This window comes from Microcoleus sp. D3_18_C4, assembly GCF_036702355.1.
In the GTDB taxonomy this organism is placed as follows: Bacteria; Cyanobacteriota; Cyanobacteriia; order Cyanobacteriales; family Microcoleaceae; genus Microcoleus.
The window spans coordinates 1-14567 of the sequence record NZ_JAUBTF010000103.1 but is presented as its reverse complement, the minus strand read 5'-3'; the positions used below and the strand labels follow the sequence as shown (position 1 = coordinate 14567).

The 14567-nt window shown below is 43.9% G+C and carries 6 protein-coding genes; all 6 read left to right on the top strand.

The window, feature by feature from the left end:
• A partial coding sequence (locus QUA90_RS28755; protein WP_333448604.1) for a site-specific integrase occupies positions 1–505 on the top strand: 505 nt, incomplete at its 5' end.
• 678 nt (positions 506–1183) lie between these two features.
• Positions 1184–4030, top strand: a complete 2847-nt coding sequence (locus tag QUA90_RS28750; RefSeq protein WP_333448603.1) for a helicase-related protein — start codon at positions 1184–1186, stop codon at positions 4028–4030.
• A gap of 100 nt (positions 4031–4130) precedes the next feature.
• Positions 4131–5246: a hypothetical protein gene (locus QUA90_RS28745; protein ID WP_333448602.1), complete on the top strand. Its 1116-nt coding sequence runs from the start codon at positions 4131–4133 to the stop codon at positions 5244–5246.
• Positions 5247–5321: 75 nt separating this feature from the next.
• The gene (locus QUA90_RS28740) at positions 5322–8042 is read left to right on the top strand and encodes an Eco57I restriction-modification methylase domain-containing protein (protein WP_333448601.1); all 2721 of its coding nucleotides are present in this window, start codon (positions 5322–5324) and stop codon (positions 8040–8042) included.
• Positions 8043–8105: 63 nt separating this feature from the next.
• The gene (locus tag QUA90_RS28735; protein ID WP_333448600.1) at positions 8106–8681 is read left to right on the top strand and encodes a Uma2 family endonuclease; all 576 of its coding nucleotides are present in this window, start codon (positions 8106–8108) and stop codon (positions 8679–8681) included.
• A 7-nt stretch (positions 8682–8688) separates the two neighbouring features.
• A complete protein-coding gene (locus tag QUA90_RS28730) occupies positions 8689–14046 on the top strand; it encodes a DEAD/DEAH box helicase (protein WP_333448599.1) in 5358 nt (1785 codons plus the stop codon).
• Positions 14047–14567: the final 521 nt, after the last annotated feature.

Sequence of the window (14567 nt, the reverse complement as noted above, 5' to 3'; positions counted from 1 at the left end):
GAGTACCGTTGATGTTCGAGATGCAGCCTTGATTGCTATCTTGCGGGGGGGAGGCATTCGCCGCGCTGAAGCAGTCAATCTGGATGTGGCAGATTTCAACCTATCTACGGGAGCGTTGGAAATTAGAGAGGGTAAGGGCAAGAAATACCGAACAGTTTATCTCTCACGGCCGGCGATCGCCTTGGTAGAAAAGTGGCTCAATTTGAGAGGAGAGGAACCGGGCCCGCTGCTTTTTCCCATCCGTAAGGGAGGAGAAATTCAATTTCGGCGGATGACGGACGATGGTGTTTTGAAGATTTTGCAGCGACGGGCTTTCCTCGCTGGAGTGGATTCTTTCTCTCCCCACGATTTCCGCCGCACGTTTTGCTCAGACCTCCTCGATGCTGGAGTCGATATCGTGACAGTGCAGAAATTGGCAGGTCACGCCTCTCCTGTGACAACAGCTAAGTACGATCGGCGGGGCGAAGAAACGAAACGACGGGCTGTGCAGCACTTAGGATTTTGATGCTGAGGGTGGAAAGCTCATCGCAGATTTTCTTGAGCAATGCTAGGCCGTGCCTTCTATTTTGATCTCAAGCGCGATAAGGTGCACGTCTGAGAGTCTGGCATACTGACTGCATTACTGCATCCGTAGGCGGGATTTCTTAAGGTAGCGCTCCAGGAATCAGCAAGTTTTGGGACGGCGATGGTAGTTCGGGTGTTGATAGCTATAGCGTGTTTAAATAGTTAAACTTTGGCTTAGCGTAAGATTTGCTGTTGAGAGTTATAAAGTCATGCTGGAAAACATAAAAAGCTTTTGCTAGAAAACTTCATTACCCCTAAGTGGATGGAGTTATCGTGGAAGGACGTGGAAGCGATCGCCTTTACTCCCGCACGCCCTTCAGTGCTTCCTAAAGAACCCCCACGATGTCAGCTTGCATCCAGCCTTAGCGGCCTGGAAAGAATATGTGCGGTGCAGGAACTCTGATAGGGTGACATAAGAAATTAGAAGACCACATAAGTAATTAGTAGGAAGCTGCACCTAATCAACCCGTAAGCTTGCAGAAGAGAAGAGGGAAGTTTATAAAAGGTAGCCGATCGCCCTAATGGTATGGTTTGATGATGGGACAATCTCCAAGCGGACGATCGACCTTCCTTGCGACACCAAAATGCTTAAACTGTTAGTAGGTTCCCAAGAGTAAAAATGACAGCTATCACCCCCCCCGGTTCTATCGTCTCTTGTCGTGATCGCCAGTGGGTGGTGTTGCCTTCCGACAGCCCCGACTTGATTCGCCTGCGTCCCTTAAGCGGAAATGAAGACCAAATTTGTGGCATTTACACCCGCCTCAACCTAGAAACTATTGAACCCGCCCAATTTCCGGCACCCAACGCCAGCACCATTCAAGACCACGCCGCGGCCCAACTTCTCCTCGATGCCACCCGGTTGAGCTTGCGAAGTGGGGCTGGCCCGTTTCGCTGTCTGGGCAGACTGTCGGTGCGTCCCCGTCCCTACCAGTTAGTACCCCTATTGATGGCCTTGCGGTTGCCGGTTGTGCGACTGCTAGTGGCTGATGATGTTGGCATTGGCAAAACAATCGAAGCAGGACTGATTGCCCGCGAACTCTTAGACAGGGGGGAAGTAAAGCGCCTAGCAATTCTCTGTCCACCCCAACTATGCGATCAATGGCAGCGAGAACTCAAGCAAAAATTCCACATCGATGCGGCTGTCATTCGTTCGGGTACAGCCTCCAAATTAGAGCGAGCATTACCCACTGGCGACAGCCATATTTTTAGTTATTACCCACACATAATTGTTAGTTTAGACTACGTTAAATCCGAACGTCGCCGCGCTGTATTCCTCACTCATTGCCCTGATTTAGTAATTGTTGATGAAGCCCACACCTGCACTAATTCCCAGCAACAAAAAGCGATTGGTCAGCAGCGCTATGAATTAATAAAAGCCATTGCCGAAAAAGCCACCCGCCATTTACTGTTACTAACAGCTACTCCCCACAGCGGGATTGAAGCAGCATTTTTGTCTTTATTAGGTTTGCTAAACCCTAAATTTGAGCAATTTAATTTAGAAATTCTCACGGAAAAAGAACGCATTGAGTTAGCCAATCATTTTATCCAGCGACGGCGGGTGGATGTCCGCCAGTGGCTAGACAACGAAACGCCATTTCCGCAGAGAGAATCTTTAGAATTAGCTTATCCATTATCTACTGATTATCGTTGCTTATTCGATAACGTTTTTGATTTTGCTAAGGGATTAGTGCTAGGAGTTGACGACAGTTTGAGTTACGCCCAAAAACGGGGTCGATATTGGTCAGCTTTAGCAATTATCCGCTGCGTGATGTCATCTCCAGCAGCAGCAATTGCTACTTTATCCAGGCAGGTAAGAAACCGTGATACGGAAGTAAAAACTGAAGAATTAGAGGAATTGTGGGATGATGAATTAGCTGCCAGTTATGTAAGTGACCCTACAGAAGGAGAGCAAGTTGCAGACGCTTCTCCTACGGCCGTGGTGGATGTGGGACAAACAACCTTAAAAGATTCTCAAAAACGAAAGCTACGAGATTTTGTCAAGCAAGCAGAGGCTTTAAAAGGGGCAAAAGATGTAAAATTACAAAAGGTTATAGCCCTGGTAAAAGAACTTCTCCAAGCAGGTTTTAATCCGATTATTTGGTGCCGATATATTGCAACAGCTAATTATGTTGCTGAGGCTTTAAAGCAAGAGTTAGAGAGTAAGAAAAATAGCGATATTCGCGTGATTGCAATTAGCGGTGAAGATTCAGAAGATAAGCGGGAAGTCCGGTTAGCCGAATTGATGGCGTATCCGCAGCGAGTATTAGTTGCTACTGACTGTTTGAGTGAAGGTTTGAACTTACAAGAACATTTTACCGGAGCCATCCACTATGATTTGCCTTGGAACCCGAATCGATTAGAACAACGGGAGGGTAGAATCGATCGCTACGGACAAACAGCGCCAGTAGTTAAATGTATTTTGCTTTACGGGCAAGACAACCCTGTAGATGGCGCAGTCTTAGAGGTTTTAATTCGTAAAGCTGTGGCAATTCACAAAACTTTAGGGGTGACAGTTCCCGTACCAATGGATAGTACAGCGGTGCAAGAAGCTGTGTTTAAGTCGCTGTTTGAAAAATCAACTAGCGAGTATTATCAATTGAGTTTGTTCGACCTTTTGAAAGAGGAAACTTCTCCTATAACAGAATTGCACCAACAGTGGGATAGAGCGGTTGACAAACAAAAGCTCAATCGAACTCGGTTTGCTCAAAGAACCATTGAACCGGCAGATGTGAAACGAGAGTTAATTGAGTCCGATTCGATTTTAGGCAGTGCATCAGATGTGGCGCGTTTTGTCAAGTCAGCTTGCGAGCGTTTGAATACTTCTTTAATAAAAAAGAAAAATGGCTGGTATTTGCCAAATATTCCTTCGTGTTTAGTGTCTTTAATTGGGGATAAGCCTCGGACAATTACCTTTGATTCACCTGCACCAGCGGGGGTAGAATATATTGGCAGAAATCACGCCATTGTTGAAGGTTTAGCACAGCATTTATTAGAAGGTTCTCTGGAAAATTTACACGAATCGGCAGCGTCTCGGTGTGGGTTTACTGTTACGAAATCAGTGCAGCAACCGACGGTGATTTTGCTGCTGAGGTTGCGGCATTTGTTGGAGAGTTCCCGCAGTCACGAAGGGGGCGTGACTTTGCTGGCTGAGGAGTGTTTGGTGCGGGGTTTTCGCGGGACTCCCGCGCAACCGCAATGGATGTCTGAAGGAGAGATTTTGACCCTATTAGAGGAGGTAGAACCCGCAGGAGATTTGCCAATTGGAAGGAAAAAGGCGGCGGTGGAAAGGTTGCTATCTCGGTTGGGAGATTTAGAGGCAAATTTAACAGAAATGGGGAGGGAAAGGGCGGGTATTTTATCGGAGTCACATCGGCGGGTGAGGGCAATGACGAAAGAAGGGCAAGTCAAAGTAATTCCTCAGTTACCAATGGATATTTTAGGCGTTTATATTTTGCAGCCACCTTAAGGGAGGTAGTTGCGCTGTCTTTGCCAGTATCTATAAATTAAGGGCTGAAACCCAACTACGTATCAATCTAAAAACCCGCTGAAGTGCTAGTACATACCTTATGGTTTCTCTAACTATTTCTGGAATTTCGATAGAAGGTAATTTAATCGCCCCCGACTTGACCACGGAGTTTTTGTTGGGGGATATAAAAGGGCAGAATGCCGTAGACTTTGGTTTACCAAAAACGCAGAAGTTAGAAGATGAAATTGCGGTAGCGTGGGGAGATGCTAAAGCATTTTGGATGGCATTTCAGCGCAGGTTAGCGCGATTAGATTCAAAGGATGCAGCAACAAGCTTAACGCGGGAATATTGGGCAATACCGCTGTTAGAGTTATTGGGATGCCAACCCATCTATCAAGCAAAAGCAGAGGTAGTTGAAAGTCAAACTTATGCTATTTCTCACCGAGTAGAAGCTGGAGAAAATAAACCGCCTATTCATATTATTGGCGGTCGGGTGAGATTGGAAGAAAAACCGCCTGCGGGAATGCCCAGGTTGTCCGCCCATGCGTTGATGCAGGAGTATTTGAACCGCACAGAACATTTATGGGGAATTGTCACAAACGGGTTGCAGTGGCGACTGTTGCGGGATTCGTCTTTGATGACAAGATTAACTTATATTGAGTTTGATTTAGAGCAAATCCTTAACGGGGATAATTTTGCGGAGTTTGGGTTATTTTACCGCTTGTTTCACCGTTCTCGGTTGCCGCTGGGAATGGATGATGCAGATAAGTGTCTGTTGGAATTTTACCACCAAGAGGCGATTCAGCAGGGGGGACGAGTACGCGATCGCCTCCGGGATGGAGTGGAAAGGGCAATTTCCCGCTTGGGGACAGGATTTGTGCAGCATTCCAGCAACCAGCAGTTGCGGAAGTTGATTGAAGATAATTTATTAAAAGAGACGGATTTCTATCGGCTATTATTATTATTGATTTATAGGTTATTGTTTTTGATGGTGGCGGAATCGCGCAATTTGCTGTTAGCCGGAGAAGATGAAGAAAAGGCAAGAATTTATCGAGAGTATTACAGTATTGAACGGTTGCGGTTATTAGCAGAACGCCCTAGTTATCGGCGCGAGGGGTTCCAAGATATTTGGCAGGGATTGCGGGTAACGTTTAGTTTGTTTGATGAAAGTTGGCGAGGAGAATTGTTGGGGTTATCTCCTTTGAATGGGGATTAGTTTGGGTCGAAGACTCTGAAACACTTGGATAATTGCGCTTTAGATAATCACGATTTATTGTGTGCTCTTCGGGAGTTGTCATTATACGAACAAAAAGGGCAATGGCGACGGGTGAATTATGGAGCACTGGATGTGGAAGAGTTGGGAAGCGTCTATGAAAGCTTGCTAGATTTTCACCCGCAATTTCTGCGCCGAGATGGGATTCATCAGTTTGTTTTAATAGGAGGTACAGATAGAAAAACAACGGGTTCTTATTACACGCCACCCGGTTTAGTAGGACTGTTAATTAAAAGCGCCTTAGAACCTGTTATAGAGGATAAGGTTCGTAGTTGCATTGAAGAGTTCCGTGAGGGTTCTGTAACAGCGCAAGATAAGGCTACAGTCAAACAACGAACAGAAAAAGCATTGTTGAGTTTAAAAGTATGTGATCCGGCTTGTGGTTCCGGCCATTTTTTATTAGCAGCCGCGCGGAGAATCGGTAGGGAATTAGCCAAAGTTAGAAGTGATGGTGCCCAACCGACACCGGATGAGTTGCGGATTGCTGTGCGCGATGCCATTCAAAACTGCATTTATGGGGTTGATTTAAATTTGTTTGCTGTTGATTTGTGTAAGGTGGCACTGTGGATTGAAGGGTTTTCTAAAGGTTTGCCATTGAATTTTTTAGATCACAGAATTAAGTGCGGTAATTCTTTGGTGGGAGTGTTAGATATAAAATGTTTGGATGAAGGGATACCGGATGAGGCGTTTAAGCCTGTAACCGGGGATAATAAAACTTTAGCAAGTCAATTGAAAAAAATTAATAAAAAAGACCGCCAAGCTATAGAAAGCGGTCAACTTTCCTTTAATTTTGTTTATTTAGAAACCGAACGGAATCAATATGCTGCAAATTGGCGCGATTTGGGAGACATACCGGAAACTACAGCGGCAGAAGTCAAACAAAAACAAGCGCGATATCAACAAACTCACAGTCAGAACAATGTCAGATGGTGGCGTGATTATTCGGCGTGTAATTTGTGGACAGCGGCATTTTTTATGCCGTTGACGGAACAGAATTTACAGTTGTTACCGACTACGGCGGCGTTGAGTCAGTTATTGGGGGGGAATGCGGTAACGCAAAATATTGTTGATGGGGCGAATCAGTTGGCGGAGGATAAGCGGTTTTTTCATTGGCCTTTGGAGTTTCCAGAGGTGTTTGAGGTGGGTGGGTTTGATTGTGTTTTGGGTAATCCACCTTGGGAAATGATTCAAATTGACCCAAGAGAGTTTTTTGCTACAAGAGATTTAGAAATTGCTAATGCTAAAAATAAATCAGAAAGAGATAAGTTAATTAAAGTATTACAAAAAACCAACACTAAGTTATTACAAGAACTTGAAGATGCAAAGCATGATTCTGACGCTCAGAGTAAATTTGTTCGAGAGTCTAGACGTTTTCCTTTAACTGCGGTAGGAAGAATTAATACTTATGCGGTGTTTGCTGAAACTACTAGAAAGCTGATTTCTAATAGAGGCACGGTAGGATTAATTTTGCCAAGTGGTATTGCAACAAATGACACAACTAAAGATATTTTTGCAGATTTAATTAAACAGGAATCGTTAGTTAGCTTACTAGGTTTTACTAATTGGGCTTTTATTTTTCCAGATGTAGGTCATAGATTTGCTTTTTGTTTATTGACGTTATCAGGTAAGGAAGTCAAAAAAACAGAAGCCTTGTTTATTTTTCATTGTCATTATGTTGCTGATCTTAATCAAAAAGAAAGATACTTTACTCTTTCTAAAGAAGATATTGCTTTAATCAATCCTAATACTTTTACTTGTCCTATTTTTCGCTCCCGTTATGATGCAGAATTGACTAAAAAAATCTATCAGCGTGTTCCTATTTTAGACAATCAATCTACAGGGCATAATCCTTGGGGAATTTCATCTATGTTAATGTTTATGATGAATACTGATAGCTATTTATTTAGAAATTACTCAGAAGAAAATTTATTGCCTTTATATGAAGGAAAAATGTTTTTTATATATGATCATCGCTATGGATATTATACTCAAGAAATGTTAGATAGTGATCAGGTTGATTTTAAAATTATTCCTACTCCTAAGATTGAAGAATTGCAAAATCCTGATTTTACAGTTAATTCTCGTTATTGGGTTGATAAAAAAGAAGTTGAAAATAAGTTAAGTGAAAAGTGGAATAAAGATTGGTTGTTAAGTTTTAGAGGTATTACATCAGTAGTAAATGAACGTACAGCAATATTTAGTTTATTACCAAAAGTTGCCGTAGGACATAGCGCACCTATAATAATTTTAGAAAAAAATCAAGCTGACTTAGCTGCTTGTTTAGTTGCTAATTTTAGTAGTTTAGTTTTCGATTTTGTCACTCGTCAAAAAGTAGGAGGAAATAACTTTAGTTTCTTCATTGTCAAACAACTCCCCATCATTCCCCCCGATTGGTACACCCCAGAAAACATCAAATTTATCAGCGATAGAGTATTAGAACTCGTGTACACCGCCTGGGATATGCAACCCTTCGCGCAAGACATGGGATATGAAGGCCCGCCGTTTATTTGGAACGAACAACGCCGCGCTATTTTACGCGCCGAATTAGACGCATATTACGCCAAACTTTACGGACTCACCCGCGACGAACTTCGTTATATACTAGATCCAGCGGATGTTTATGGCCCCGACTTTCCCAGTGAAACATTCCGGGTGTTAAAGAATAATGAGACTAAGGAATATGGGGAGTATCGAACCCAGCGGTTAGTATTGGCCGCGTGGGATATGTTAGGGTTTTAATAGGTACGTACTAGCGCGGTCTGCGCTATTTTACACTGCATTACGTACAAGGAGATAAAAAACATGACACCATTAATTTTAAACAATCCAGAAACCGCCCCCATCACCGATGAGCAATTTTATCAACTTTGTATCGCCAACCGCGAATTAAAACTTGAACGTACATCCAAAGGAGACTTAATTATCATGCCACCTACCGGAGGAGGAACTGGAAAACGAAATTCAGATATTAACCTAGATTTAGGCTTGTGGAATAGGCAAACTCAATTAGGCGTTGTCTTTGACTCCTCTACTTGTTTTCAACTTCCGAATGGTGCAAAATTTTCTCCCGATGCAGCTTGGATACCCTCAGCCAAATGGGAATCTCTCACCCCCGAACAGCAAGAGAAATTTCCGCCAATTTGCCCAGATTTTGTCATAGAATTGCGATCGCCCAGCGATCCATTAAAGCCCCTACAAGAAAAAATGCAAGAATATATTAACAATGGCACTCGTTTAGGCTGGTTAATCAACCGCAAAAACCGCCAAGTGGAAATTTACCGCCTTGGTCGAGAAAAAGAAATTTTAGACAATCCAGCAACGCTATCAGGAGAAGACATTTTGACCGGATTTGTGTTAAACCTCTCATTAATTTGGTAAAAATTTTATGCAACTTAAAGACTTACTGCCAAAAGGGGAACCCGCCCTTGTCGCCACCAGTACATTATTAGGAATGGGGATGGCACAACTCGATTGCACAGGCATCGAATCCCTCACATCAGAACAAATTACCGCTTTATTTTCTAACATCCCCCCCGATTGGGATTTCATTAAACTATCAGAAATACTTAACCCACAAAACCTTAGCGAATCCCTGAGAGAACAATTAATTAACTTCATCAATCAACGCTTAGGAAAAACCGCAAACTCCCAACTCCCAACTTCTGACTCCCAAAGTCAAACTCCCAACTCCTCAAAATCCCTAGACATTTTCCAACTCAGAAATGAAGTCATCGACGACTACCGCCAATACATTGAAAGCTTTCTAAAAATCCGCGACATCAGAGTTAAAGAATTCGTCAACCAAGAGCTTGACAAAGGGCAACTCTGGCCCAACCCCTTAATTCAACTTAACCCTGCGTATCAATCCGGTGCAGAAATTACCACTCTCATCAACGAAGGAATTCTACACCCAAAGTGCGATCGATATTTTTCCCGTCGTTTTTCCTTCTTTTACCGACACCAAGAACAAGCATTTCGCAGCGCCTCTCGCCAAGAACCCTACGTCCTCACTACTGGCACTGGTTCCGGCAAAAGTATCAGTTACGTTGTCCCAATTATTGATGACCTATTACGCAATCCAGAAATCAAAAACGTCCGGGCAATCTTAGTTTACCCCATGAATGCCCTAATCAATTCCCAAGCAGAGGAATTCAAAAAATTTCTCAGTGAAGTTCCCGACAGTCCCATCCGCGTTGAAAAATACACTGGTCAAGAAAGCAATAGTAAAAAAAGCGAAATTCAAAACGACCCTCCACACATCCTCCTCACTAATTATGTGATGCTGGAATTAATGTTAACCCGTATCTACGAAGATAAATTAGTAACATCTCCCGACCTGAAATTTCTGATTTTAGACGAACTACACACCTATCGAGGACGGCAAGGAGCAGATGTTGCCTTACTCATCCGTAAATTGCGCCAAAGATGCGGCAAAAACTTGCTTTGCATTGGCACATCCGCCACCATGTCTAGCGAAGGTACTAGCGACGATCGTCGCAAAACCGTCGCCACCGTTTCCAGCCAACTATTCGGAGTCGAAGTCAAACCCGAAAATGTCATTGATGAAACTTTAAAAAAAGCTATCAATCGTCCCTATCCTAACATTAACGAACTGCGCCAAAGCTTAGAAAATCCTCTTCCCCCAGAATCCGAACAAACCGAAAAAAACTTCCAGAAACACCCCTTAAGCGCTTGGATTGAAATGAATTTTGGTCTAGCGGAAGAAAGGGACAAATTAGTCCGACGTACCCCGATTTCCCTCCAAGCAGGTGCACAAAGCTTAGCTGAACAAACCCAAATTTCCCCAGAGAAATGCCTGACTCACCTCCAGCAAATGTTCCTCTGGGGAAGCCAAACCAAAGGTTTAGCTTTTCGCCTGCACCAATTCATCGCCCAAGGTGGTAGCGTTTATACGACTCTAGAACCCCATTCTCAGCGTTTTCTCACTCTTGAAGGTCAATACACAACCACGAATAATCGCCTCTTATATCCCCTTGTTTTCTGTCGCGAATGCGGTCAAGATTACTACGCCGTCCGCTACGATTCTCACCGCAATACAGCAACTCCGCTGCTGCCAACCGCCATTGATTTAGATTTAGACAAAGACGATATTCAAGAGGGATATTTAACCTTAGATGAACCTGAACTTTGGGAAACAGCAGATGAAGAGCGTTTGCCAGACCAATGGTTCAAATATACTAAAAAAGAAGGTCGCATCCCTAAAAAAGACTACGCCCGTTTTATCCCTACAAAACTCTACATTTATCCTGATGGCAAAGTTACTACAAGTGTTGTTGTCAAAAATTCCCATTCTGCCCCAACAACCTGCTGGTTTATTCCCAAACCTTTCCTTACTTGCTTGCAGTGTGGTATTGTCCACGACCGGAGAAAAAATGAATTTGTCAAACTGTCCCGCCTCAGTAGCGAGGGCCGCAGTACCGCAACTACATTACTGTGCCTTTCAACTGTCAGCCGATTAAAAAATAGTGCAGCTATCGAGCCAGAAGCAGCCAAAATTCTTAGCTTTACCGACAACCGCCAAGACGCTTCTTTACAATCAGGACATTTTAATGATTTCGTACAAACCAGTTTTTTAAGAGCAAGTTTAAATGGAGCGCTGCAAAGAACAGGAGAATTAACGCACACAGACCTAGCCATTGAAGTTGTCAAACAAATGGGGCTATCTCAAGAAGATTATGCTCAACAGACTGCCGAATACGGTATAGGAAAACGCCGGAATGAGGAAGCTTTTAAAGCTTTAATTGAATACCGACTTTATGAAGACTTGCGCCGGGGTTGGCGCATCGTACAGCCGAATTTAGAACAGTGTGGTTTATTAGAAATTGAATATGAAGAATTACAACAAACTTGTGCCTCCACAAAAGTTTGGCAAAAATATCCTCATCCAATTTTACTGCAAGCGACCCCCGAGCAGCGATTTTTTGTCGCAAAAGCCCTCCTCGACTATCTGAGAAAGGAATTAGCCATTGATGCTGACTTGTTACAACCAGAAAATGTAGAAGGAATTAAGCGACAAGTTGCCCAAGCTTTAAATGAAACTTGGAAAATTGACCCCTATGAATATACTTATGAAGCAACTTGGGCAACTTTAGTCAGCGGTGAAAAAGGAGAACGAGCCAAACTCAAGCTAACAGGAAAAAGTAAAATCGGCAAATTCCTGAAATCTCTCCGCGCTTGGCCTTGGTTAAATGTTCCTTTAAGTGAGTCTGAATACAAATTTTTAATTGAAGCTTTAATCAAAATTCTCTGCGATTCTGGTTACTTAAAACGAGAAAAAAATGAACTACAATTAAGGATTGACTGCATGGTTTGGCAAGCAAAACAAATTAATCAAATTACTGCCGACCCCCTGAAAACAAAACGCTTGGAAGGAAGTACAGAAAACCGTCTGGAAGTCAATCAGTTTTTTCAAAACTTTTACACACGCACGGCCCAAACCATAAAAACTATGGAAGGGCGCGAACACACAGGACAAGTCAACAATCAAAACCGCCAGCAGCGGGAAGAGAAGTTCCGGAACGGTCAGCTAGCAGCGCTGTTTTGCTCACCCACAATGGAACTGGGGATTGACATCAGCGACTTGAGCGTGGTGCATTTGCGAAACGTTCCCCCATCGCCTGCTAACTATGCTCAAAGAAGCGGTCGGGCCGGTCGCGGCGGTCAAGAAGCTCTCGTCATTACTTACGCATCTGCCGTCAGCGGACACGACCAATATTTCTTTAAACGGCAAGAGCAAATGGTAGCAGGAATAGTAGTGCCGCCGAAATTAGAATTAGCTAATCAGGATTTAATTCAATCTCACCTTTACTCGCTGTGGTTGGCGCGTACCGGGGTAGATTTGGGCGATTCTATGAATCGAGTTTTAGATTTAGAGAAAGATGACTCTCCCTTAAAAGAAAATTTGCGTTCTCAGCTAACGCTTACACCGACAACTTTAGCGCAATGCGTTCTGGATGCTCAAAGTATTCTCGGCGATACCTTCTGCCAAACAGATTTAACGCGCAGTTCTTGGTATTCACCAGACCTAATTCAAACTATTTTCAAAAAGGCTTTAAACACTTTTGACCGAGCGTGCGATCGCTGGCGTAAACTTTACGAAGATGCCTCTACCCAATTAGAAGAAGCTCGCCGCGTGATCGACCGTTCAGCCAGAGGGGGCAGCACGATAGAAGAACGTCAGAAGGCTGAGAATTTAGAGAAGGAAGCGAGACGACAAATTGATTTACTCACGGGTCAATTTAACAAAGGCAAGGGTGCTAACGAGTTTGAATTTTACCCCTACCGTTATTTGGCTTCCGAAGGCTTTTTGCCTGGGTTTAACTTTCCCCGCCTCCCCGTCCGCGCCTACGTTCCTGCTGGTGAAAGCGGCGAATTTATTTCGCGACCGCGCAGTGTCGCCATCCGGGAATTTGCGCCCAGTAACGTTGTGTACTACGAGGGCAACAAATTCCAAATTGCCAAAACTAAAGTCCCCGCTAGCGGACTCGATTACAAACGAGTGGCTTTGTGTGCCAATTGTGGCTACTTCCACGAAGGTAAGAGTTTCCAGCGGGACACTTGCGAAAATTGCGGAGCCAGAATTATGTCTGACCGCCTGGGCAACTCCGCAAAACTCAACCGCGTGCTGCCGATGGATACTATGTTTACGCGCCGGCGGGAACGGATTACCTGTGATGAAGAGGAACGGCTTAAATATGGCTACAATCTGACGACTCACTTCCGCTACGCGAATCAAAAACAAGAATCAGCTCAAGTATTGGCGGCCGATGGTCGAGAGTTGCTGAAACTCTGCTATGGAGAAACAGCAAATATTTGGCGGCTCAATCGCGGGTTGCGACGTGCTGGGGAGCGAGGTTTTAAATTGGACGCTGCGACAGGGCTGTGGGGAGATCCGAGGGAAGAGTCAGCAACACTTAAGTCCCAGCAAACGCTACAAAATGAAATTCATTTAATGGTGGCTGACACTTGCAATATTTTAGTTGTGGAGCCTGTGGCGGTTCCTCCGCAAGAAGCGGAGAGTTTTTTGGCAACGTTCCAGTACGCTCTAGAGCGGGCTATTCAAGCAGAGTACAAGCTGGAAGGAGATGAGTTGGCATCTGAACCGTTGGGAGAAGGGAAGTATTTACTTTTCTGGGAAGCTGCGGAAGGGGGTGCAGGGGTGTTATCGCAAATTTTGGAAAATCCGCTGTCGTTTCAGAGATTGGCAATGGTGGCGCTGGATATCTGCCATTTCGAGGAACCTAAGCCAAGTTGTACTCACGCTTGTTATGAATGTTTGCTATCGTACCGGAATCAGTTTGACCATCCGTTGCTGAACAGACATTTAGTACACTCTCTGCTAGAGGAAATGGCTAGTAGCAGTGTCTCCCGGCACGCTTCGGGTGGTTCTCGCGAACAGCAGTACGAGCGGATGCGATCGCAAACTGATGCCAATTCTGAATTTGAACGAATAGTTTTGCAAGAAATTTACCACCGAGGTATGAAGTTGCCCGATCTGGCTCAACATTTGATTGCTGAGGCGAACAGCAAACCAGATTTTATCTACACAGAAGCTAAAGTTGCTATTTTTTGTGATGGTTCAGCCCATGATAGTTTGGAGCAACAGCAGCGCGATCTGATTGCTCGTGAAAATTTAGAATACGTTGCTGGATATTACGTGATTTCTTTGCGATACGATGAAAATTGGCAATCTCAGCTTAGTCGCTTAACTTCTTTGATTTAGCAATAGACGGCAGGGAACACGAACAGTATTGCCAATATTTTACAAATCTGAATGCAAAGATTGAGTGCATTCTGAGTGCAAGCATTTCGATCGTACTTCTGCCAGAATCGCAACCCGTGCCAGCACTCAGCACCTAATACTACAATTTCCGCCGTGACAGGGGGGGTGTGCCACTAAAACCCACATTCCGCACCCCCAACTGGCACATAGGTGGATTGAGGGGTTAAAAGTGAATTATCCGAGACCGAGCGTGAGTAAAAACACCCAAAAATCTGTGCAATGATCGCATCACCCAGTTAGGAATCCCTAAAAATTGACTGAGGACATGAATTAAATCTTCTTAACCCATAAAACGTCAAAAATTAGACCATTAATAACTATTAATTCACAGCATATATCGCCAGCATTATGATATTAATACATCACTGGTCTATCTACAATCGCTCATTCGTAACAAGTTAGAAGGGAGTATATTTTGTCAATACCTCTTTGTATAGAAATCTAAGTGAATAATAATGATA

Coding starts and splice junctions, on each gene's coding strand:
- QUA90_RS28750 (WP_333448603.1), top strand. CDS start 1,184: ATGACAGCTATCACCCCCCCCGGTTCTATCGTCTCTTGTCGTGATCGC.
- QUA90_RS28745 (WP_333448602.1), top strand. CDS start 4,131: ATGGTTTCTCTAACTATTTCTGGAATTTCGATAGAAGGTAATTTAATC.
- QUA90_RS28735 (WP_333448600.1), top strand. CDS start 8,106: ATGACACCATTAATTTTAAACAATCCAGAAACCGCCCCCATCACCGAT.
- QUA90_RS28730 (WP_333448599.1), top strand. CDS start 8,689: ATGCAACTTAAAGACTTACTGCCAAAAGGGGAACCCGCCCTTGTCGCC.